The 23,081-nt window shown below is 58.0% G+C and carries 21 protein-coding genes; 6 read left to right on the top strand and 15 right to left on the bottom strand.

Features of this window, described 5'->3' with window-relative positions; genetic code table 11:
* Positions 1–8: 8 nt before the first annotated feature.
* Entirely contained in the window at positions 9–1,004 is a 996-nt protein-coding gene (locus B3I26_RS25200) for a flagellar protein MotY (protein WP_296261799.1), read from the top strand.
* Positions 1,005–1,133: 129 nt separating this feature from the next.
* Positions 1,134–2,351 carry an argininosuccinate synthase gene (locus tag B3I26_RS25195; RefSeq protein ID WP_296261798.1) on the top strand — a complete coding sequence of 406 codons (1,218 nt, stop codon included), beginning with the start codon at positions 1,134–1,136 and terminating at the stop codon, positions 2,349–2,351.
* A gap of 211 nt (positions 2,352–2,562) precedes the next feature.
* Here B3I26_RS25195 and B3I26_RS25190 read toward each other — a convergent pair whose 3' ends face one another.
* A complete protein-coding gene (locus B3I26_RS25190) occupies positions 2,563–3,114 on the bottom strand; it encodes a hypothetical protein (RefSeq protein WP_296261797.1) in 552 nt (183 codons plus the stop codon).
* A gap of 1,174 nt (positions 3,115–4,288) precedes the next feature.
* Between B3I26_RS25190 and B3I26_RS25185 the strand changes: the two genes are divergently transcribed.
* Entirely contained in the window at positions 4,289–4,915 is a 627-nt protein-coding gene (locus B3I26_RS25185) for a response regulator transcription factor (protein WP_074753141.1), read from the top strand.
* Between the two features lie 118 nt (positions 4,916–5,033).
* On the opposite strand, the gene B3I26_RS25180 is transcribed toward B3I26_RS25185, so the two are convergent.
* The 4 genes from B3I26_RS25180 to metG form a co-directional block, all read right to left on the bottom strand.
* Entirely contained in the window at positions 5,034–5,216 is a 183-nt protein-coding gene (locus B3I26_RS25180) for a PA3496 family putative envelope integrity protein (protein ID WP_296261792.1), read from the bottom strand.
* A 105-nt stretch (positions 5,217–5,321) separates the two neighbouring features.
* Positions 5,322–5,960, bottom strand: a complete 639-nt coding sequence (gene nth, locus B3I26_RS25175; RefSeq protein ID WP_296261791.1) for an endonuclease III — start codon at positions 5,958–5,960, stop codon at positions 5,322–5,324.
* Positions 5,961–6,023: 63 nt separating this feature from the next.
* Positions 6,024–7,064, bottom strand: coding sequence for an electron transport complex subunit RsxB (rsxB, locus tag B3I26_RS25170; RefSeq protein WP_296261788.1), 1,041 nt, complete (start codon positions 7,062–7,064; stop codon positions 6,024–6,026).
* A 50-nt stretch (positions 7,065–7,114) separates the two neighbouring features.
* Positions 7,115–9,160 (bottom strand): methionine--tRNA ligase, encoded by a 2,046-nt coding sequence (gene metG, locus B3I26_RS25165; RefSeq protein WP_296261787.1) that lies wholly within the window; start codon positions 9,158–9,160, stop codon positions 7,115–7,117.
* Positions 9,161–9,403: 243 nt separating this feature from the next.
* On the opposite strand from metG, the gene apbC reads away from it, so the two are divergent.
* Positions 9,404–10,498: an iron-sulfur cluster carrier protein ApbC gene (apbC, locus tag B3I26_RS25160; protein ID WP_296261786.1), complete on the top strand. Its 1,095-nt coding sequence runs from the start codon at positions 9,404–9,406 to the stop codon at positions 10,496–10,498.
* A gap of 154 nt (positions 10,499–10,652) precedes the next feature.
* Here apbC and B3I26_RS25155 read toward each other — a convergent pair whose 3' ends face one another.
* Positions 10,653–10,862 (bottom strand): cold-shock protein, encoded by a 210-nt coding sequence (locus B3I26_RS25155; protein ID WP_002554837.1) that lies wholly within the window; start codon positions 10,860–10,862, stop codon positions 10,653–10,655.
* A gap of 311 nt (positions 10,863–11,173) precedes the next feature.
* Here B3I26_RS25155 and dcd point away from each other — a divergent pair, with 311 nt between their 5' ends.
* Complete coding sequence (gene dcd / locus B3I26_RS25150; RefSeq protein ID WP_017126297.1) at positions 11,174–11,740, top strand: dCTP deaminase; 567 nt, start codon at positions 11,174–11,176, stop codon at positions 11,738–11,740.
* Between the two features lie 109 nt (positions 11,741–11,849).
* Positions 11,850–12,071, top strand: coding sequence for a hypothetical protein (locus B3I26_RS25145; RefSeq protein ID WP_296261784.1), 222 nt, complete (start codon positions 11,850–11,852; stop codon positions 12,069–12,071).
* Positions 12,072–12,148: 77 nt separating this feature from the next.
* Here B3I26_RS25145 and pdeM read toward each other — a convergent pair whose 3' ends face one another.
* From pdeM to B3I26_RS25100, 9 genes are all read right to left on the bottom strand, one after another.
* A complete protein-coding gene (gene pdeM / locus B3I26_RS25140; protein WP_296261783.1) occupies positions 12,149–12,805 on the bottom strand; it encodes a ligase-associated DNA damage response endonuclease PdeM in 657 nt (218 codons plus the stop codon).
* Entirely contained in the window at positions 12,802–15,294 is a 2,493-nt protein-coding gene (locus tag B3I26_RS25135; protein ID WP_296261780.1) for a ligase-associated DNA damage response DEXH box helicase, read from the bottom strand. Before B3I26_RS25135 ends, pdeM begins: the two co-directional genes overlap by 4 nt.
* Before the next feature lie 196 nt (positions 15,295–15,490).
* Positions 15,491–16,255 (bottom strand): ABC transporter ATP-binding protein, encoded by a 765-nt coding sequence (locus B3I26_RS25130; RefSeq protein ID WP_296261777.1) that lies wholly within the window; start codon positions 16,253–16,255, stop codon positions 15,491–15,493.
* Positions 16,256–16,268: 13 nt separating this feature from the next.
* Positions 16,269–17,387 (bottom strand): succinylglutamate desuccinylase/aspartoacylase family protein, encoded by a 1,119-nt coding sequence (locus tag B3I26_RS25125; RefSeq protein ID WP_296261775.1) that lies wholly within the window; start codon positions 17,385–17,387, stop codon positions 16,269–16,271.
* Positions 17,388–17,396: 9 nt separating this feature from the next.
* Complete coding sequence (locus B3I26_RS25120; protein WP_110950061.1) at positions 17,397–18,107, bottom strand: ABC transporter permease; 711 nt, start codon at positions 18,105–18,107, stop codon at positions 17,397–17,399.
* Positions 18,104–18,832, bottom strand: coding sequence for an ABC transporter permease (locus B3I26_RS25115; RefSeq protein ID WP_296261771.1), 729 nt, complete (start codon positions 18,830–18,832; stop codon positions 18,104–18,106). Before B3I26_RS25115 ends, B3I26_RS25120 begins: the two co-directional genes overlap by 4 nt.
* Before the next feature lie 83 nt (positions 18,833–18,915).
* The gene (locus B3I26_RS25110) at positions 18,916–19,695 is read right to left on the bottom strand and encodes a transporter substrate-binding domain-containing protein (protein WP_296261770.1); all 780 of its coding nucleotides are present in this window, start codon (positions 19,693–19,695) and stop codon (positions 18,916–18,918) included.
* A 392-nt stretch (positions 19,696–20,087) separates the two neighbouring features.
* Positions 20,088–21,797, bottom strand: coding sequence for an ATP-dependent DNA ligase (locus B3I26_RS25105; protein ID WP_296261768.1), 1,710 nt, complete (start codon positions 21,795–21,797; stop codon positions 20,088–20,090).
* Positions 21,794–22,831: a ligase-associated DNA damage response exonuclease gene (locus B3I26_RS25100; RefSeq protein ID WP_296261879.1), complete on the bottom strand. Its 1,038-nt coding sequence runs from the start codon at positions 22,829–22,831 to the stop codon at positions 21,794–21,796. Before B3I26_RS25100 ends, B3I26_RS25105 begins: the two co-directional genes overlap by 4 nt.
* Positions 22,832–23,081 lie beyond the last annotated feature (250 nt).

Raw genomic sequence — 23,081 nt, 5'->3', positions numbered from 1 at the left:
AGCCTCCCGTGCGCCAGCGATATCTAGCCCTGCTCAGCGTGTTTGCCAGCCTGCCGGCCATGGCTCTCACATTCCAGACGCGTCTGGAGAACATCGAGTGGAAGGTAGAAGGCGACCAGTTCGAATGCCGTCTTAGCCAGGCAGTGACGGATTTTGGTGCGGGCGAATTCGTGCGTCGCGCAGGGGAGCAAGCGACGTTCCGATTAAAGGCCAGCGGTTACAGCCTCGCTTCGGGGTCGGCGACGCTGCTGGCAGCGGCAGCGCCGTGGCAACCAGGCAGGGGCGACCTTAATCTGGGCGCTGTGAGAGTCGGCAACGGCGAGACTCCTTTCAATACCAGCCAGGCTCAGGCTGGGCGCCTGATTGCCGGGTTGATGGAAGGCCGTAGCCCGGTGATTCGTCATGCGTTGCGCGACGGCGGTGGGGCAATGGAAGTGCGCTTGCTACCGGTCAAGTTCAACAAGGCGTATGGCGACTTTCAGCTGTGCACCGCCAAGCTGCTTCCCATGAATTTCGAGCAGGTTCGCCAATCGGACGTCGGCTTTCCCGGCGGCGGCATCGATCTGGATGCACAGGCCCGTCGTCGCCTCGATACCGTACTGGCTTACATGAAGGCCGATCCTAGCGTTAATCGTGTGGAATTGGATGGGCATTCCGATAACAGCGGCAATCGCCTGACCAATCGTGATCTGTCGCGCCGGCGCGCGCTCGCCGTCATGGATTACCTCAAGGCCCAGGGCGTGCCCGAGGAGCAGATTACGGTGCGCTTCCATGGCGAGCAGTATCCGCTGGTGCCGAACACCAATAACGCCAATCGTGCGCGCAACCGCCGGGTGAATATCCATTTGGACCGCGTTGCCGAACAACGGCCAGCCGAAGCACCCACGGCGGCGCCAATTCCAGCTGTCACCCCAGCCCCAACCCCAGTCCCGCCGGTTCCAGCACCTGCCACCGCGCCCGTGCCCACGGCACCGGCTGCAGCGACCGCGACCAAGGCCTCCTGAAAAGTCTTTAATGGTCGTATGTTTGACAGCTTCTGTCGCTTCGTCGTCAGAAGCTGTCGCGACACTGTAAATTCACGTGGTTGAACGGTAGAATCGGCGGTTTTCCGTACAACGCGTTGGAGTGATGGCATGGCGGACGTTAACAAGGTAGTTCTCGCGTATTCCGGTGGCCTGGATACTTCGGTAATCCTCAAGTGGCTGCAGGATACGTACAACTGCGAAGTGGTGACTTTTACCGCTGACCTGGGTCAGGGCGAAGAAGTCGAGCCAGCACGCGCCAAGGCGCAAGCCATGGGCGTCAAGGAAATCTACATCGACGATCTTCGCGAAGAATTCGTACGTGATTTCGTGTTTCCGATGTTCCGCGCCAACACCGTCTACGAAGGCGAGTATTTGTTGGGCACCTCGATCGCACGTCCGCTTATCGCCAAGCGCCTCATCGAAATCGCTAATGAAACCGGCGCGGACGCCATTTCCCACGGCGCAACCGGCAAAGGCAACGACCAGGTTCGTTTCGAGCTCGGCGCTTACGCGCTCAAGCCGGGCGTGAAAGTTATTGCCCCATGGCGCGAATGGGACTTGCTGTCGCGCGAGAAGCTGATGGATTACGCCGAGAAGCACGCGATCCCGATCGAGCGCCATGGCAAGAAAAAATCCCCTTACTCGATGGATGCCAACCTGCTGCACATCTCCTACGAGGGCGGCGTGCTCGAAGATACCTGGACCGAACACGAAGAAGAGATGTGGCGCTGGACCGTTTCACCTGAGAACGCGCCAGACACACCGCAATACCTCGAGCTGACTTACCGCAATGGCGACATCGTTGCGCTGGATGGTGTCGAGATGAGTCCGGCGACGGTGCTGGCCACTCTGAACCGTATCGGCGGCAAGCACGGCATTGGCCGTCTGGACATCGTGGAAAACCGCTACGTGGGCATGAAGTCCCGGGGCTGCTACGAAACGCCTGGCGGCACCATCATGCTCAAGGCACACCGTGCTATCGAGTCGATCACCCTGGACCGTGAAGTCGCCCACCTGAAAGACGAATTGATGCCCAAGTACGCCAGCCTGATTTACACCGGCTACTGGTGGAGCCCTGAGCGTCTGATGTTGCAACAGATGATCGACGCATCGCAGGCGCACGTTAACGGTGTCGTACGCCTGAAACTGTATAAGGGCAACGTGATCATTACCGGGCGCAAGTCTGATGATTCGCTGTTCGATGCCAACATCGCAACCTTCGAAGAAGACGGTGGGGCTTACAACCAGGCGGACGCGGCAGGCTTTATCAAGCTCAACGCCCTGCGCATGCGCATCGCTGCAAACAAGAACCGTAAGTTGTTCTAAACGCAGTAAGACACCCCAAAGCGCAGATGCGCTCTGGTGCAGTCCCGTCGGGGGCTGCACCAATGCTTATACTCTCCGCTTCTGAGTCAGATGGGCTCGAAGCCATACAGAGTGAGTGCCTTTATCCTACGGTTCTTTGCATTCGCAGAGGGTTCCTCTCGGTTCTACCGTTGGGTATGGCTAGCTTCGCAAGGCGTTGACCGGTCTATGTTTATGTACCCGGCCCGTCGGTAAACGGATAAGTAGAAGAGTCGACCATAGGTTCGTTCTTGAACTCAAAGCGGTATGCCTTACCGATGTTCCAGACCTCTCGCACACTCAAATCCAACAGCTGAGCGATTTCGGCCACTGTATAACCGAGACTTGAATAATGCATGGCATGCCCGGCTACGGTGTCATCGATCATGGGCGTGTCACGACCGCGCGGTAGTCGCGATCCTCTCACCGGTCGGCTGTAGAGAATTTTCAGTCCGTTTTCGTTTGCCAGACGTTTAATTTCCTTGCGGTTCATTCGCAACGAGTACTGAAGGGCTGACACGCCTGCGCCCTTGGCTACCAGGCCCTTAAGCTGCTCGAGTTTCGCGTGCATCAAGGCGTCTGCATCACTGTCCAGCGGTTTTCCCTGCGCTTCCAGGCTGCTGTCGCCCGTCTCTCCCTCCGGTACGATGTTGATAACCCCGCCCTGCGCAACATATTCCTCAATGGCTTCGGCTAAATGAAGGGGAGGATGATCGGTTGCTGAGACTCCTGCTTTTTTAGTCATGGCTAATTCCTTTGAACGTGTTGATATACATGACCCGCCCGAGGGCGACGTCCTTGTTCGCATAACTTTGTGCGTCAGAAAAGATATGTTCATTTCAGCCGAGTCCGACTACGTGCTGGAAGTCCAGGCACTATTGATACAGCGATTGTGACAAGTATCAATTAGTTAATTGAAGACGTTGTATGGGATTCATAGTTGCCACAATTGAGTGGCTGGTTGAAGAAAAAAGTAACGATTGAAAATAGGTTTGGCAAGTGAAAATTCAGATTTTGTGAATTTGCTGTTGTTGTTTTTTTCAGGTCTTACATGGGTGCGCTTATGGTCTGTTAGTGATGTAGTATTTTTCTGCTTTACAGGAAGTTTGCTGGATTTGCAGGTCAAGATGGTATTACCTGAAAGTCGGAAGAGCTTTGACTTATTGTATTAATAAAAAGCGTATTTTTATTTTGTCTTTTGATAGTTGCATTTTCGTCAGGTGCGCAGAGCAGTGCATCTGTGCGGCTTATCGTGGGCCAGATAGCCAGCGCTAGGCCCCAGAGATTCAGAAAGGTCCGATTGTCTTGTAAGATAATTCTCGAAATATATATATATGGAAAATATTTTTTTTGAATGCGTATTTTTCAACGACGCCTTTGCCTTTTGATGGGCGGGTTGTGATTTGCAATATTTTATGATTGATGTTGTATGGCATGTCTGACAGATCGGCTTATTCTGAGGGTGACATCTTCATGTAGGACGACGCCTCATTATTATCGTGATGCTGAAAGATCGGGTTAACGGATGGTTATCCAGTGTATTCGAAGACCGTGAGCGCCCGTCCAGCAAAACTCAGGCGTACCAACAGGCTGGCGTTGGCTCAGTGAGTGGCGCTAGGAGCGAACCGGCGAGGTATTTAACGTTGGACGCAAGATCAGGATGTAATGATTGATTTCAGAAACTTCAAGGAGGGTAAATCCTCATTTTCGACAGGCGAGCCAGATCTTCGTTGCCCCGAAAGTGAATGACACGCCTGAAAGTGAAGGTGGATAAGGCAGGTTTTGTAGGATCTTTCTGTTGCTTGAGTGGGAAAGGTCTCTGCCTGCTATTCCGCGGGGAGGAGCGCCATGCAAAGCACTAAACGACTAAGCTATTGTGCGGGCTCTGAAAATTCGAACAGCTAAAGAATGGACTGCACATGAATAAAGTGTTGATCGTGGATGATCACCCTGTCATTCGGCTCGCCGTACGCATGCTGATGGAGCGGCACGGTTACGAGGTCATTGCGGAAACGGATAACGGGGTGGATGCGCTGCAACTGGCCCGCGAGCACCTGCCGGATATAGTCATCCTGGACATCGGCATTCCCAAGCTGGACGGTCTGGAGGTCATTGCGCGGCTAACGGCGATGACGCTCCCGTTCAAAGTGCTGATCCTGACATCCCAGGCGCCGGGGCATTTTTCGATGCGCTGCATGCAGGCCGGTGCAGCAGGTTATGTCTGCAAGCAGCAGGACCTCACAGAGCTGTTGAGTGCCATCAAGGCGGTGTTGTCGGGCTACAGCTATTTTCCCAATCAGGCGCTGCATACCGTCCGTTCAAGCCTGGGCAACGCCAGTGAAGCGGAAATGGTTGACCGGTTGTCGGGACGCGAGATGATGGTGCTGCAGCAACTGGCGCGGGGCAAGACCAACAAGGAAATTGCCGATGGAATGTTTCTCAGCAATAAAACGGTAAGCACCTACAAAACGCGCCTGCTGCTGAAGCTTAATGCTCACTCGCTGGTGGATCTCATAGAACTTGCGCAACGTAACGGATTGGTTTGAAAGCAGCTGCATGCGCCAATGCAGATCCACATTGTTAGAAATAGTGCAGGTCGTTTCACTCGAATTCATGCCGACAGGCTAAGGCCTCTCAAGTAAAGAGAGGCTTTGACGGAGCGGATCAGAGGTCGAAGTCGTAGTCTGCCAACTGCTTTTGCAGACGACGCTCTTCCAGCAGGTTGTCGATGGTGCGACGCTTGCTGAGATTGCTCTTCGCAGTTTCCACGGTCACTTGCGCGGCTTCGTCGGAGTCTCCAGAGACGAAGTCGTCATCTACGTCCAATTGCTCTTTGTCAGTGCTCATTACCTTGACTCCAGCTTGGGCTACCCTCGGCGCACCTTATAGCGACAAACCTGGACGGGGTAAAAAAGTTTTTTTCAATCGATCGATCTCGCTACGGCCTATCGCTCAATCGTCTGAAGTTTTGTCCCGATATTCACACAGGTCTTCGATCCTGCAACTGCCGCACCGAGGTTTGCGCGCCACGCATACGTAGCGGCCGTGAAGGATTAGCCAGTGGTGGGCATCGAGCAGATAATCCTTGGGCACAAACTTCATAAGCTTGTTTTCAACTTCAACCACGTTCTTGCCGGGAGCGATACCCGTTCGGTTACTGACGCGGAAAATATGCGTGTCCACCGCCATCGCCAGTTGCCGAAAAGCGGTGTTGAGCACGACATTCGCGGTTTTGCGACCTACGCCTGGCAGGGCTTCGAGGGCCTCACGAGTCTGCGGCACCTCGCCGCCATGCAGCTCAATCAACATACGGCAGGTTTCGATCACGTTTTTGGCCTTGCTGTTGTACAGGCCGATGGTTCGGATGTATTGCGAGAGCCCTTCTACACCCAATGCGTAGATGGCCTGGGGCGTATTGGCCACCGGGTATAGCCGCGCTGTCGCTTTGTTGACGCTGACATCGGTAGCCTGGGCTGAGAGGATCACAGCGATCAGCAGTTCGAAAGGACTGGTGTACGCCAGTTCGGTTTTGGGGTCGGGATTGTCTTCGTGAAGACGGCGAAAGATTTCCAGACGTTTGGCTGCATTCATGAAGTGCGCTTTCCCTGAGAAACGGTCGGATCGAATGTCGCATCAAGCCTGATGGCTGGGTTGTTAAGTGTGCGGAGCTTGAAGGGCGTTCAATGCCTGCTCGGCCTGGTAGATATCACTGTCCAAGTCTGCGATTTGCTCAGGGGGCGACTCGGCTGCCTGAGCCCTTTTCAATGCAGCGCGGCACATGGCCAAATGTATTTTGGCCCGACTCACAGTTGCCTTGTCTGGCCTGGAACCGGCTTTACTGTTCGCCGACGTCTCTTCAGCCGCAGAGAGGCTTGCAGGCACGGCCATCTGGAGGGTCGCCAGCGCTTGCTCGGCCTCCTCGAACTCTTTCTGCAACACCACCAGTCTTGCGGCCTGTTCGGCAACGGGCGGGTGGCCGAAGGCCTTAAGGGACTTATTCAGATGTGCGCGGCTCATGGTGACGCGGATCCGCGCCTGCTTGAGCGCTGCGTCAATGTCGATCGCGTTTTGCGAGCGAAGTCGATTCAGCGCAGTCGGTACGGCGTCGGTATCGGATTGCGGGGGGGCCTTTGCCTTGCGCTGACGGGCGAGGCGTTCGGCCTGTACTTGCTGCTCTTCGGCCCACAAGCGCGTATTGCGGGCCTCGAAACGCTTGCGTGCATGAGCGCGTTTCCCGGCGCGGGCCAGTCGTTGCGTCTCGTCGAACGCCAGTCCACCCACAATCGGCACCGTTGTCGGCGGCAGAGCAAGCATATCGATGCAGTCGACCGGGCAGGGCGCCACGCACAGGTCGCAACCGGTGCATTCATCGGCGATTACCGTGTGCATGAGTTTTGCGGCACCCACGATGGCATCCACAGGGCAGGCCTGAATGCATTTGGTGCAACCAATGCATTCCGCCTCACGGATGAATGCCACCTGCGCAGGCGCGCTGCCGCGTTCGGTGTCCAGGGCAATGACGGGACGTTGCAAAAGGTACGACAAAGCGGCGATGGTTTCGTCGCCGCCAGGGGGGCATTTGTTGATCGCTTCGCCGTTGGCGATACCTTCGGCGTAGGGTTTGCAGCCAGAGTGACCGCATTTGCCGCATTGAGTTTGCGGTAGCAGGTCGTCGATACGCTGAATCAGGCTCATGCTTTGACCAGAGGCCGATGATCCCGAAGGATCGTCGGCCATGCTTACGGTTACTTGATGCGCTGGCCCGGCTTGGCGCCGCTGTCAGGGCTGAGCAGGTAGATCTCTTCGCCACCAGGACCTGCGGCCATCACCATACCCTCGGAAATGCCGAAGCGCATTTTCCGTGGTTTGAGATTGGCGATCATCATGGTCAGGCGTCCTTCCAGCTCGGCAGGGTTTGGGTAGGCGCTTTTGATGCCGGAAAACACATTGCGCTGCTCGTCGCCGATGTTCAGGGTCAGGCGCAGCAGCTTGTCAGCACCTTCGACGTGTTCAGCTTTCTCGATCAGCGCAACACGCAAATCGATGGCGGCGAAGGCGTCGAAATCGATTTCCGGCGACAACGGATCCTTGCTCAGCTCCCCGTTGCCCTGAGCTGTGCCGGTATCGGTGGCGCTGGCTGTCAGGTCTTCTTTCGAAGCGTTGGTCATCGCCTCGACCTTGGCTGGGTCGATACGGGTCATCAGCGCCTGGAAAGGATTCAACGAATGATCGCTGAGCAGGGTCAGGTGATCGTTCCAGTTCAGGGGCGCGACGTTGAGAAACTGCTCGGCATCGGTCGCCAGGTTCGGCAGTACCGGTTTGAGGAAAATCACCAGCTGGCGGAACAGGTTGATGCCCAGCGCGCAAATCGACTGAACCTCTTGCTGCTTGCCTTCCTGTTTGGCCAGCGACCATGGGGCCTTGTCTGCGATCCACGCATTGGCACGGTCGGCGAGAGCCATGATCTCGCGCATGGCGCGTGCGAAGTCACGGGCTTCGTAAGCTTCGGCGATGCTCGGCGCGGCGGCAAGGAAAGCCTCGGTCAGTTCCGGCGCGGCATTGCCTGCCACCAGGACCCCGGCGTTGCCTTTATGGATGAAACCGGCGCAGCGGCTGGCGATGTTGACTACTTTGCCGATCAGATCGGAGTTGACCTTCTGCACGAAGTCTTCGAGGTTCAGGTCAAGGTCGTCTACGCCACGGCCCAGTTTGGCTGCGTAGTAGTAGCGCAGGTATTCCGGCGACAGATGCTCGAGGTAGGTGCGCGCCTTGATGAAGGTGCCACGGGACTTGGACATCTTCTGGCCGTTGACGGTCAGATAGCCGTGGACGTTGATGCCGCTTGGCTTGCGGAAACCCGAGCCCTCGAGCATTGCAGGCCAGAACAGCGCGTGGAAGTTGACGATATCCTTGCCGATGAAATGATACAGCTCGGCGGCCGAGTCTTTGCTCCAGAACGCGTCGAATTCCAGGCCCGGCGTGCGATCGCACAGGTTCTTGAAACTGGCCATGTAGCCGATCGGCGCATCCAGCCAGACGTAGAAGTACTTGCCTGGCTCGCCCGGAATCTCGAACCCGAAATACGGTGCATCGCGGGAGATATCCCACTGCTGCAGCCCGGAATCCAGCCATTCGGAGAGTTTGTTCGCTACGGCGTCCTGCAGGGTGCCGCTTCGGGTCCAGCTTTTCAGCATGGCGTCGAAGGCGGGCAGGTCGAAGAAGAAATGCTTGGAATCTTTCAGCACCGGTGTCGCGCCGGAAATCGCTGATTTCGGATCCTTCAGGTCGGTCGGCGCATAGGTGGCACCGCATTTCTCGCAGTTGTCACCGTATTGATCCTCGGTGCCGCATTTGGGGCAGGTGCCCTTGATGAAGCGGTCGGCCAGGAACATTTTCTTTTCCGGGTCGAAATATTGCGTCACCGAGCGGGTGGCAATGTGCCCGGCGTCGCGCAGACGGGTATAGATCAGGCTCGATAACTCACGATTTTCGCTGGAGTGGGTCGAGTGGAAGTTGTCGAAGTTCACCAGGAAATCGGCGAAGTCGGCGCTGTGTTCGGCCTGAACGTTGGCGATCAACTGCTCCGGGGTGATGCCTTCCTTTTCCGCGCGCAGCATGATGGCCGAGCCGTGCGCGTCGTCTGCGCACACATAAATGCACTGATTGCCGCGGTGCTTCTGAAAGCGCACCCACATGTCGGTCTGGATGTACTCCAGCATGTGGCCAAGGTGAATGGAACCATTGGCATAGGGCAGGGCGCTGGTGACGAGAATCTTGCGTGGCTCGGACATGGGGCTCGGCTACTTGAAGTGAAACGAAGATCGGCCACTATAAAGGTCTGCGGTTTTTTTTTCATCCCGCAGTGTCTGGTTGTGCTGTACGAATGGGTTGAATGTTGTGCGCGTAAATTCTGCAGGGCGCCACAGACCGGGCGCGGATTCGCGCGAAGACTTCGATAAAGCCGCCCCCTGCGACCCGGCAGACGCGGTAGGATAGCCGCCTGTTTTGCTCAGTCTTTTTATCGGGAGTAACCCATGAGCGCTGTAAATCGCGCAACGGTGGAAGCCGTCCTTCGCCAGTACACCGATCCTTATTTGAACCAGGACCCCGTCAGCGCCGGTTGTGTGCGTGCCATCGATATCGAAGTTGATCGCGTCAGCGTGCAGCTGGAATTGGGTTATGCCGCCGACCTGTTCAAAAACGGTTGGGCTCAACTGCTGCAATTGGCCATTGAGGGTCTGGACGGGGTTTCATCCGCCAAGGTCCAAATCACCACGCGGATCACTGCACACAAGGCTCAGGGGCAGATTCCCGGGTTGGCCAACGTCAAGAACATCGTCGCCGTGGCGTCGGGCAAGGGTGGGGTGGGCAAATCCACCACCGCCGCCAACCTTGCGCTGGCACTTTCGCGGGAGGGCGCCCGGGTCGGTATGCTCGATGCCGACATCTATGGGCCTAGCCAAGGTGTGATGTTCGGAATTGCTGAGGGCACGCGGCCAAAGGTCAAGGATCAGAAATGGTTCGTGCCGGTCGAAGCCCATGGTATCGAGGTAATGTCCATGGCATTCCTCACCGATGACAACACGCCGATGGTCTGGCGCGGTCCGATGGTTTCTGGTGCGTTGTTGCAACTGATTACCCAGACCGCCTGGAATGACCTGGATTATCTGGTCATCGACATGCCGCCGGGTACCGGCGACATCCAGCTGACACTGGCGCAGAAGGTCCCCGTTGCGGGTGCGGTAATTGTCACTACCCCGCAGGATCTGGCATTGCTGGATGCAAAGAAGGGTGTGGAAATGTTCCGCAAGGTGAACATTCCGGTATTGGGGGTGGTGGAAAACATGGCCGTGCACATTTGCTCCAAATGTGGCCATGCCGAGCACCTGTTCGGTGAAGGCGGGGGCGAGAAGCTTGCGTCGCAATACGGTGTGGAGTTGCTGGCGTCGCTGCCACTGTCGATGTTGATTCGTGAGCAGGCTGATGGTGGCAGACCTACCGCGATAGCCGAGCCCGAAAGCCAGATTGCCATGGTCTATCAGGAGCTGGCCCGTCACGTGGGTGCGCGTATTGTCTTGCAGGAAGCGGCTTCCCCATCGATGCCGAACATCTCCGTGAGTGATGATTGACCTATAGCGATTAGCGATACGTCTGGCTGGCAGCGTGTCGGCCAGACAATCCTTCAACTGGAGCACGTCACAGAGTTGCGAGCCATATTAAGCATGTTCAGGCATAAAAAAACCCCGCTTTTGAGGGCGGGGTTTTTGAGCGATTCAGTACAAGTTAGATAACTTGAACTTCCTCAGCTTGCATGCCTTTCTGACCGCGAGTAGCGATGAAAGAAACCTGTTGGCCTTCTTTCAGGCTTTTGAAGCCGTCAGATTGGATAGCTTTGAAGTGAACGAACAGGTCGTCACCGGATTGTGGAGTGATGAAGCCGAAGCCTTTTTCATCGTTGAACCACTTAACGGTACCGGTTTGGCGATTAGACATGGTGTATCTCCTTGGACAAAGTTAACTGCGACTCAGGAAGAACCCTGGCCGAGACTGAGTGCAAAGAGCAGGAAAAATTCTTGGAGATGGTTGGATCGAAATTCAACATCGTGTAGAGATTCTCAGTGACACAAGCAACACAGTGGACCCACCTTAACCGTTTTTTTTGGATGTGCCAATGGGCTTTTTCCGTTTATTTCCACAGAAGGGTCAGAGCGTCGGGCGCGGGCCGTGCACAGTCTTTGAACCCGGGGCCGTCGCCCGGTAAGATGCCGGACATCTTTTTCACCTCGTTATTCAGGACACCCGCCATGAGCATCAAATCGGACAAGTGGATTCGCCGCATGGCGCAAGAGCACGGCATGATCGAGCCCTTCGTGGAGCGCCAGATGCGAGGCGAGGGCGCCGACCGTTTGATTTCTTTCGGCGTCTCCAGCTATGGCTACGACGTACGTTGTGCCGACGAATTCAAAGTGTTCACCAACATTAATTCGGCGACCGTCGATCCGAAGAATTTCGATGAGAAAAGCTTCGTCGACATTAAGAGTGATGTCTGCATCATCCCGCCAAACTCCTTCGCGCTGGCCCGCACCGTTGAATATTTCCGCATCCCGCGTAACGTGCTGACCATTTGCCTGGGCAAAAGCACTTACGCGCGCTGCGGCATCATCGTTAACGTCACACCGCTGGAACCGGAGTGGGAAGGCCACGTGACACTGGAATTTTCCAACACCACGACGCTGCCAGCGAAAATCTACGCCAACGAAGGCGTCGCACAGATGCTTTTTCTCGAATCCGATGAGGAGTGCGAAGTTTCGTATAAGGACCGTGGCGGCAAGTACCAGGGACAGCGCGGCGTTACGCTGCCACGCACCTGATTGCACCGTTGGTCATTTCAAAACTGAATTAGTCTCGAAAACCGCACTCTATTGACTGAACTGTTCCCATCCGCACCATGCGGATGGGGCCAACGCTCAGGAGTGCCCTATGAAGATACAAGTCAAAACCAGCAACAAGGAAGCCGACCCGGGACACAATCAGGTCGGATTGCTGGCGTGGTCGCTGTTAGCGCATCCTCATATGAACAATATGGTCGCGGGCGGCATTCCGGGCCAGCCAAATCCTGATACTCCCAACGAATTTCCCGAGCCCGATGAGAAAGGCATTCCTACGATCCCGGATGAGCCACCTCCCAGTCCGGTCGCGTGATCCCGTCGCCTGCCGGTATTAACGCATCGGCAGGCGTCTCTCTTGAGAGTTACGCCCAGACTGCCTTGGCAGCCCTGCTATCCCGCCTCCCAGACGGCCCCCTCGCCCACCACGAACACTCTGCTGTTGTCAGCTCTGTCGATATTCATCCCGCCAGTAAATGCGCCGAATGCTGGGAGTAGGCTTATGTCCGACTGCAGGTAAAAACAGGGTAGACGCAGACGTTGTCGGCCTTTTCCAAAAATCCGATAGGCAGGGTGCACGTGACCGGCCAGGACGTGATGGGTCGGGTGCGGATCTGGCTCGTGTTGCAGGGCAAAGGGTCCGAGTAACAGAGGCTCCGGCACTACCCGAATGTGCAGATGGGCGGGAGGATCGCCGGCGCGCTTGTCGTGATTGCCGCGAATCAGAGTGATATTCAGCGAATGGTGTCGCTCGCGCCAGGCTTGTATCGCCGACAGCGTACCCGCCGCATGAGATTCCGGCGCATGCAGGAAGTCGCCCAAAAAGATCAGGTGGTCGCAGGGGTAGCCTGCGAGCAGGTTATCCAGGCGTCGCAAATTGTCGTCGGTTGTGCCACGCGGAACGGGTTGCCCCAATTTGCGATAGGCCGCTGCCTTGCCGAAATGCGCGTCGGCGATCAGTAACGCACGCTCAGCGGGGTAGTACACGGCTTTGTCGGCGAGCAGCCACAATTGCGCGCCGGCCAGTTGAATCGGTAAATAGGGTTTCAAACGGATACCTCAGGGCCAGCGGCTTTTTCCAGGTCTCGCACCATGCGAGCGATGCGATCAGAGAGTTTTTCGGTGCTCAGGCTTTCGCGCATGCGCTCGACCAACAGGGGAAAAGCCATAGGTGTCGGGCGCTTGATCAGGTGCACATCCAGCGTACGCCCGTTGATGCGTCGCAGCGTCTGTTCCAACCTGCCGACATCCAGTTCCTGGCGCATGACTTCTTCCTGCGCCTGGCCGAGCAGCAGATTACCTGCGTCGTACTGTTTGAACACCTCGAAGAACAGCCCGCTTGAGGCTTGCAACTGGCGATTACTCTTGGGCGCGCCGGGGTAGCCGGAGAACACCAGTCCAGCGATACGGGCGATCTCGCGGAAGCGGCGCAGGGCCAGTTCGCCAGCGTTGAGGCTGGCGATAATATCCGCCAACAGGTTTTCTTCGCTGAACAACGCTGCATTCAGTCGCTGGGACCAGTCCACTTGCGTTGCGCTGAGCAGTTCGAATCCATAGTCGTTAACAGCGATCGAGAAGGTCAGCGGCGTATCGCGGCTCAGCCGCCACGCCAGAAGGCTCGCCAGACCCAAATGAACGTGGCGTCCGGCGAAGGGATAGAGAAACAGGTGCCAGCCCTCGCGGGACTTCAGGACTTCGGCTAAAAGTGTGTCCTTGCGCGGTAACGCCGACCACTCGCGCTGCACTTCGAGCAGGGGGCTGACCGTGTGCATTTCAGGACTGTCATAGCGGTTATGCGCTGCGGCGTCGAATTTCTCGACTACCGCGTCAGCCAATTCGTTGGAGAGCGGCATGCGCCCGCCGTTCCAGCGGGGAACCGCCGCTTTCTTGCTTGTAGCCCGTTTCACATAGGCGGTCATGTTCTCTACGCGCACCAATTCCAGCAGCCGACCGCTGAACAAAAAGCCGTCCCCCGGTTTCAGCCGGGCAATGAAGCCTTCTTCCACACTGCCCAGCGAGCCACCGCCGCCGCCTTTGCTCCAGTACTTCACATTGATGCTGGCGTCGCTGACGATGGTGCCGACGCTCATGCGATGGCGACGGGCAAGGCGAGCATCGGGTACGCGCCAGATGCCTTGATCATCCGGTTCCACGCGTCGGTAGTCGGGGTAAGCAGTGAGCGACAAGCCGCCGTGCCTCACGAAGGCGAGTGCCCACAGCCATTCTTCATCGGTTAGATCGCGATAGGCCCATGCGGTGCGAACTTCGCCAAGCAATTCATCAGGCAGGAAGCCTCCACCCAGCGCCATACTTACCAAATGCTGTACGAGAACGTCGAGCGGCTTGTGGGGTGATTCCCTGGGCTCAATCAGGCGAGCGTTCACTGCATCGCGGGCAGCTGCCGCTTCCACTAACTCCAGGCTGTGGGTTGGCACCAATGTCACTCTCGAAGGCCGCCCTGGAGCGTGACCCGAACGTCCGGCACGTTGCATCAAGCGCGCCACACCTTTGGCCGAGCCAATCTGCAGCACGCGCTCCACAGGCAGAAAGTCCACGCCCAGGTCCAGACTCGAAGTGCAGACCACGGCTTTGAGGTGGCCCTCCTTGAGCGCGCGTTCGACCCAATCGCGCACCTCGCGCGACAGCGAGCCATGATGCAGCGCGATCAGCCCCGCCCAGTCGGGGCGCGCGTCCAGCAAGGCCTGATACCAGATTTCCGATTGTGCCCGGGTATTGGTAAACAGCAGGCAACTGGTGCTGCTGTCCACCTCTGCCAGCACCTGCGGCAACATGCGCAATCCCATATGCCCTGCCCACGGAAAGCGCTCGATGCCGTGGGGGATCAACGTGTCGACGATCAGTTCCTTGACTACCTTGCCTTGCACGGTTGTGCCGCCATCGCCCAGCAACACCTGTTGTGCATGCTCCTGATTGCCGAGGGTGGCTGACAGACCCCAAACGATCAGTTGTGGATTCCACTGGCGCAAACGCGCCAGTGCCAACTGCAGCTGAACACCCCGTTTATTGCCGATCAATTCGTGCCACTCATCGACCACGATCATCTTCAAGGTGGAGAAGGTGGCCTGTGCGTCGGCGCGGGTCAGCAGCAGCGTCAGGCTCTCCGGCGTGGTGATCAGCGCGGTAGGCAAGCGACGGCCCTGTTTCGCCCGCTCGCTGCTACTGGTATCGCCAGTGCGCAGACCGACGCTCCAGGGAATTTCCAGGTCGGACAGCGGTGCTTCCAGCGCGCGCGCGGTGTCGGCGGCCAGGGCGCGCATGGGGGTGATCCAGAGCACGCTCAGCGACGGGGCGGGGGGCTTGCGTTTACGGGGTTTGTCATCGACAGCGGCAGGAACAGCTCGGGCGAAGCGATTGAGTGCTCCAAACCACACCGAATAGGTCTTGCCCGCGCCGGTGCTGGCGTGCAGCAGCCCTGATTCGCCACGCGCCACCGCTGCCCATACATCTTTCTGAAAAGCGAATGGTTTCCAGCCACGACCAGCGAACCAGCGCTGGGCAAAATTGACGGTTTTGGGCATGCGCGGCCTCTGATGGGGTTTAAGTCAGAGACCGTGGGAGGAGGGATTTAGTTTGGTTGGTTTTGCTCTGTTGAGCTTTGCGACAGTTGCGACAGTGGCGAACGGCGTGTCGGGCAGACTACTTTTGCCACTGTCATAACCTCCACAACCTGCACGCGATGGGTGCAGGGCGCAGGGCCGAAGCGCAAGCGCAGGGTTATTTCAGGTTACCGCTCAGGAACTGCTTCAACCGTTCACTCTTCGGGTTACCCAACACATCGTCCGGGCGACCGATTTCTTCGATCTGGCCCTGATGCAGAAACACCACCTGATTGGCGACTTTGCGCGCGAAACCCATTTCATGGGTCACCAGAATCATGGTGCGGCCTTCTTCGGCCAGACCCTGAATCACTTTCAATACTTCACCCACCAGTTCGGGGTCAAGGGCCGACGTCGGTTCGTCGAACAACATGATCTCCGGCTCCATTGCCAATGCCCGGGCGATCGCTACACGCTGCTGTTGCCCGCCGGAGAGAAACGCCGGGTATTGATCGGCGACCCGCGCCGGCAGCCCTACCTTTTCCAGATACTTGCGAGCGCGGTCCTCGGCTTCGACTTTGGACACGCCCAGTACGCGACGCGGCGCCATGGTGATGTTTTCCAGCACCGTCATGTGGCTCCACAGGTTGAAATGCTGGAACACCATGGCCAAACGCGTGCGAATGCGCTGCAGCTCGGCAGGGTCGGCCACTTTCATGCCAGTGGCGTCGCTGACCATGCGGATCTGCTGGCCATCCAGGCTCATGGCGCCGTCGTTGGGCTGTTCCAGAAAGTTAATGCAGCGCAGGAAGGTACTCTTGCCCGAGCCGCTGGCGCCGATCAGGCAGATCACGTCACCGACGTTGGCTTTCAGTGACACGCCCTTGAGCACTTCATGGTCACCGTAGCTTTTGTGCAGGCCATCGATGGTCAGTTTGTACATGACTGGCAAATCCTTAAGGAGAAAGTAAGTAGCCGCTGCGGAAGGCTTCGGTACCGGCGACATGGGCGATAACCATGCCGGCGGTCGCCATGCGACGCAAAGAGCGGGCGTACATCAGGCCGGAGTTGGCCGCGTGGATCGGCTTCACCGTGTCGCTGATCGGGTCGATGACCTCAGCGATCAGTTGCCCTGCCTCGACGTATTCACCCGGCAGGGTGCAAAACACCAGCAGGCCGCCGACGGGCGTAGCCACCGGTTCGACCGCTGCCAGTTGCGTCGCCGGGTAAATCAATTCAGGGGCGGGCGCCGGATCCCCGGCAATAGCACCGTATTTCATCAGGTAGCTGATGATTGCCTGGCAGTCACGACTGGCCAACGCGTGAGACACATCGCCCTGGCCGCGCAATTCCAGGGTCACGGAAAAGCTGCCCAACGGGATAGGGAAGCGCCTTTCGAACCGTTGCTGCAGTTGCCACCAGACCAGCGTGAAGCACTCATCGAACGACTGCCCGCCAGAGTCGGTGGCCAGCAGACTGGCCTGAGCGCCCAGATAACGCGACAGTGGCTCAACCTGCGACCAAGCCTCGGGCGTGGTGTACAGATGCTCCACCGATTCGAAATCGCAATGCAGGTCCAGCACCATGTCGGCGTCGCAGGCCAGTCGCTGCAAGACCAGCCGCTGCGATTCCAGTTGGGTGGTGCCCTTATGCGCCAGCAGCGCCGCACGCAGGTGTTTGCGGATCAGGTCAACGTTGTGTTTCGGATCGTCGCTGAGCAACGACTCGATCTCATCGCCCACCTGCGCGGTCAGGTCGACAAACCAGCGGTTGAAGTTTTGCCCGCTTTGCAGCTCGTAGCGGCCCAGCGGGATATCCATCAGCACCTGTTCCAGGCCGATGGGATTGGCCACGGGCACCACGACGATTTCGCCCAGCAGCTGGCCGGCGTTCTCCAGCTCGGCCAGTCGCTGCTTCAGGTACCAGGCCACCAGCATTCCCGGCATTTCGTCGGCGTGCAGGGACGACTGGATGTAGATTTTGCAAGCACCGTTTTCCGGGCCGTAGTGAAAGCTGTGAATCTGCCGCGCGGTGCCGGGCACCGGCGACAGCACGTCATGGGTCTGGTGTTGCATGGTCAGGTCCTAGTGAGACGGGCCGAGAAAGGCCAGCCAGCGGCGTTCGGCCAGTCGGAACAGGCCGACCAGGATGAAGGTCACCGTGAGGTAGATCAGCGCGGCGATCCCGAACGACTGGAACGTAAGGAAGGTCGCCGAGTTAGCGTCGCGGGCGACCTTGAGGATGTCCGGCACGGTGGCGGTAAAGGCCACGGTAGTCGAATGCAACATGAGGATCACCTCGTTGCTGTAGTAGGGCAGCGAGCGGCGCAGCGCCGACGGCATGATCACGTAGGTATACAAACGCCAGCCGGTCAGGCCATACGCCTTGGCTGCCTCGACTTCGCCGTGGTTCATGCTGCGAATGGCACCGGCGAAGATTTCGGTGGTGTAGGCGCAGGTATTGAGGGCGAAGGCCAGGATGGTGCAGTTCATCGCGTCGCGGAAGAATGCGCCAAGCATCGGTTGTTCGCGCACGGCGGCGATGCTGTAGATGCCGGTGTAGCAAATCAGCAACTGGATATACAGCGGCGTGCCGCGGAACAGGTAGGTGTAGAACTGCACAGGCCAGCGCACCAGCGGGTTGCGTGAAACCCGAGCGATGGACAGTGGAATCGATACGATGAAACCGATAGCAATCGAGGCGCTAAGCAGCCACAGCGTCATGGCCAGCCCGGTAATGTTCTGCCCGTCCGTGTAAAGGAAGGCGCGCCAATATTCTTGAAGCAATTCGATCATCGTTGGGCCTCCCGGCTGCCTGCGGCGTAACGCCGCTCAGCCCAGCGCAGGGCAAAGTTGGAGACGCTGGTGATGGCCAGATAGATCAGCGCCGCGAGCACCAGGAAATAGAACAGTTGGTAGGTGCTTTTGCCCGCATCCTGAGATGCCTTGACCAGATCGGCCAAACCGATGATCGATACCAGCGCCGTGGCTTTGAGCACCACCTGCCAATTGTTGCCAATGCCCGGCAGGGCGAAGCGCATCATCTGCGGGAACACCACGTAGCGGAACCGCTGGGAACGATTCAAACCGTAAGCAGTAGCGGCCTCGACTTGCCCTCGTGGCACTGACAGGATCGCGCCGCGGAAGGTTTCGGTGAAGTACGCGCCGTAGATGAAACCCAGCGTAATGACACCGGCGGCGAACGGGTCGATTTCAATGTAATCCCAATCCATCGCTTCGGTAAGGCTCGTGAGCCATGTCTGTAGGCTGTAGAAAATCAGCAGCATCAGCACCAGATCCGGGATGCCGCGGATCAGCGTGGTGTAGACCTGCGCGGGGACACGAAGGATTGCGGTCCGGGAGAGTTTGGCACTGGCGCCCAGCAGCCCAAGCACGATGGCCAGCAGCAGCGACATTACCGACAGTTTGACGGTCATCCAGGTGCCCTGAAGCAGCAACGGGCCGAAACCCTTGAGGCTGAACGCGGACAGTCCCAGGTTTTGCAGGAGAGTATCGAGCATGGTGGAACCTATACAGTCAATAAAAACGCCCGAGGGCTTCAGCGCCGAAGGATGATCGCTGAAACGGACAGGCGTTTGTTTACTTATTTACCGCTGTACAGATTCAGGTCACCGAAGTGCTTTTTCTGGATCTCGGCATATTTGCCGTCATCGTGTAACGCTTTGATACCTTTATCCAAAAGCGCTTTGAGGTCTTTGTTACCTTTCGAGATACCGACTGCGGTCTTGGCTGGCAGCAACGGGTCCTCGATTGGCTTGCTGACTTCGTAGTCAGCACCTTGTGGCGACTTCAGAAAGCCCAGTTCGGCTTGCAGCATGTCTTGTACGGAGGCGTCCAGACGACCCGAGACCAAGTCAGCGTACACCTGGTCCTGGTTGGCGTAGGCCTGGGTTTTCACGCCGGCCTTGTCCAGGATCGCCTTGGCGTAGGCTTCCTGGATGGTGCCTTGCTCGTAACCCACGGTCTTGCCTTTCAGGCTGGCTGCATCGGTGAAGCCTGCGCCCTTCTTGAAGACCAGCGAGGTTGGACCGGAAAACAGTTCGTTGGAGAAGTCGATGACTTTCTCGCGAGCCGGGGTCACGGTCATCGACGAGATCACGCCGTCGAACTTGTTGGCTTTAAGGCCAGGGATCATGCCGTCGAAATCGCTTTCAACCCACTTGCACTTGACCTTCAGTTCAGCACAGATCGCGTTGCCCAGATCAATGTCGAACCCTACCAGGCTGCCGTCAGCGGCTTTGGATTCGAATGGCGCGTACGAAGGATCGACGCCGAAGCGCAACTCCTTGTACTCCTTGGCCATTGCGTTACCAGCGGCCAGGCAGATGGCGAGTGCGGAAAGGGTCAGCCATGCTTTTTTCATCGTTCAGTCCTTAAAACCAAATTGAGCGTTGGGAACACGCGAAGGCTTGCTACCGGCAGGTGCCAGACCGCAAAAAGATAGCAATTTCCGAACCAAAGAGACGAACGTGCGTTTTAAATGTACGGAGTTGTCGCAATGATGACATCGGGCCATCTTTTATCTTTTTTCAAGTGCCGCAAGCTCGGGGCAGAGTAGCCGAAATGGCTGAAAGTAGTGCAGAAATTCTCCTTGGCACAAATGAAGTTGCTCAACGGATTAAATGGGGTGGCATGGATCTGTACCCATGCGTTGGGACATCAGTAGCTATTGCAAATGAGCTCCCCCGCCAACTCATGCTCCTTGAGGGAGCATAGGCAGGGTGCGCATCTTTACGCTGCGCACCAAATAGGTGCCTAGGACAACAAATCATGTAGAGTCGCCAGGCTGTCCGCCTCGGCCACCGGCTTGTCGTGCCGCCAGCGAAGCATCCTGGGAAACCGCACCGCGATTCCGCTTTTGTGGCGCTTGGACAGGGCAATGCCCTCGAAACCCAGCTCGAACACCAGTGTCGGAGTAACACTTCGGACCGGGCCGAATTTCTCGACCGTGGTCTTGCGGATGATTGCATCGACTCTGCGCATTTCTTCGTCGGTCAGGCCCGAATAGGCTTTGGCGAAAGGAACCAGCGTACGTTCACTCGATTGCGGCGGGCCGTCCCACACGGCAAAGGTGTAATCGCTGTACAGGCTGGCGCGGCGCCCGTGTCCGCGCTGGGCATAGATCAGTACGGCATCCACACTGAACGGGTCGATTTTCCACTTCCACCACACGCCCATGTCCTTGGTCCGGCCGACGCCATACAGCGAATCGCGCGCTTTGAGCATCATGCCCTCGACCCCCAAGCTGCGGGACGCCTCTCGTTGTTGGCCCAAATCGAGCCAATCTCTGCCAGAGAGAACCGGCGAGGGCATCAGCACCGGGCTCTGGGCGCTGGTAATGACGTTCTCCAGTTGCGTGCGCCGTTCGTGCTGCGGCCGACTTCGCCAATCATGCCCCTGCCATTCCAGCAGGTCGTAGGCGAGCACAACCACGGGGACGTCTTCGAGAATTTTCTTGCCCAGCGTCTTGCGGCCAATGCGCTGTTGCAGCAAAGCAAAGGGTTGAACCGATGGTGCCGATGGATTGGGCGTCCCTGGGACAGGTGTGCTGAGTTCAAAATTCTCGTCAGTGCGCGAAGCAGGCGCTTTCCAGACAACGATCTCACCATCGATCACAGTGCCGTCCGGCAGACCCTGGACAAGGCTATGCAGTTCGGGAAAGCGATCGGTCACCAGTTCTTCGCCGCGCGACCATATCCAAAGCCGCCCCTCGCGCTTGACCACTTGCGCACGTATCCCGTCCCATTTCCACTCTACCTGCCAGTCATCGGCAGGGCCCAGCAGCGTTTCGAACTGGTCTACCGGCTGTTGAAGCGAGTGGGCAAGGAAAAACGGATAGGGCTGACCGCCGCGCTGGGCGTGCTCGTCTTCCGACTCTTGAGCGATCAGCTTCAGATACCCTTCGGCGCTCGGGCGATGCGACAAGTCGGTGTAACCCACCAGGCGCTGGGCCACGCGCTTGCTGTCGATGTCGGCCAGTGCGGCGAGGGCGCGGGTGACCAAAAGCTTCGAGACGCCGACGCGGAAACTGCCGGTAATCAGCTTCAGGCAGACCATCAGGCTCTGCCGATCCAGCTGCGCCCAAAAGGTCGGCAGCCGCTCCAGCAATTCTTCAGGGGGGAGGCCGCGCAATGGCAGCAGCTTGTTTTCCATCCAGTCCGCCAAGCCTTCGTCTGAACTGTGTTCGGCTTGAGGCAGCAGCAGTGACAGGGTTTCAGCGAGGTCGCCGACGGCTTGATAACTCTCTTCGAACAACCATTCGGGCAGCTCGGACAACAGCATGGCCTGTTCGCGCAATAGACGGGTCGGGACCAACTGCCGTGGTCGACCGCCGGACAGGAAGTACACTGCCCAGGCCGCGTCCTGCGGCGCCGCATGGGCAAAATAGTGCTGCATCGCCGCCAGCTTGGCGTTGCTGGAGGTGGTGGCGTCCAGCAGCGAGTACAGTTCGGCGAAGGCTTTCATGACGATGTCTCCTGCGCCGCGGAGTCGGCCTTGGCGGGCGCGTCGTCTTCTTCATCGCCGTATTCGGTGCTGAAGCCTTGAGCGTCCAGGCCGCGTTCACGCAGGTAACGAACCAGTACCGCTACCGAACCGTGGGTCACCATTACCCGTTCGGCTCCGGTATTTTCGATGGCCCATAACAGGCCTGGCCAGTCGGCATGATCAGAGAGGGCAAAGCCGCGGTCTACGCCGCGCCGCCGACGGGTGCCGCGCAGCATCATCCAGCCGCTGGCGAAGGCATCGCTGAAGTCGCCGAAGCGGCGCATCCAGGTGCTGCCGCCTGCCGAGGGCGGGGCGACGATCAAGGCTTGACGCAGCGCCGGGTCGGTTTTCTTGAAATCGCCTGCATATTGGGTTTCCGGAATGCGCACCCCGGCTTCGCGGTACACGCGGTTCAGCGGTTCGACCGCGCCATGAACCAGGATCGGACCGATGCTGGGGTCGATGCCGTGCAGAATGCGTTGGGCTTTGCCGAAGGAGTAGGCGAACAGCACGCTGGCTTTGCCCACCGCGGCGTTGGCGCGCCACCAGTCGTTGATGCCGGTGAAGATTTCCGACTGTGGCTGCCAACGGTAGATCGGCAGGCCAAAGGTGGATTCGGTAATGAAGGTGTGGCAGCGCACCGGTTCGAACGGTTCGCAGGTGCCATCGGGTTCGACTTTATAGTCCCCTGAGGCGACCCAGACTTCGCCTTGGTATTCGAGTCGAACCTGGGCTGAACCGAGTACATGGCCGGCAGGATGCAGGCTCAGTTTCACGCCTTGGTGGGTGAGTGACTCGCCGTATTGCAGGGTTTGCAGGTTGATGTCCTGGCCCAGGCGCGAGCGCAGAATACCTTCGCCGGGCGCGGCGGCCAAATAGTGCTGGTTGCCGGTGCGGGCGTGGTCGCCATGGCCATGGGTGATGACCGAGCGTTCGACCGGGCGCCACGGATCGATATAGAAATCGCCCGGTGGGCAGTACAGGCCTTCGGGGCGGGCGATGACAAGATCCATGGGCATGACCGGGTTCGGGGACTTGTCAGGTATGAGCTTTGAGATCGGCGGGAAGTTCGCTTTGTTTTTGGGGCTTTGGCGGCGCTGAAGTTCGCGTGTATGTCTGTAATTCGCGGGGCGCTTGTTGATACGGCCTAACGGCAGAGACGTTTCGCCTCGGCGAGTCACCTGGAGAACCCCGGTTTACCAAATGGCTTGCTTTGGTTGGATGATGATCGTTCCCACGCTCCTGCGTCACTAGTGTCCGGGG

Origin of the sequence: Pseudomonas sp. UBA5706 (genome assembly GCF_002419965.1) — a bacterium.
Taxonomy (GTDB): Bacteria; Pseudomonadota; Gammaproteobacteria; order Pseudomonadales; family Pseudomonadaceae; genus Aquipseudomonas.
The sequence above is the reverse complement of the archived record's forward strand: the minus strand, read 5'-3'. Positions and strand labels throughout refer to the sequence as shown.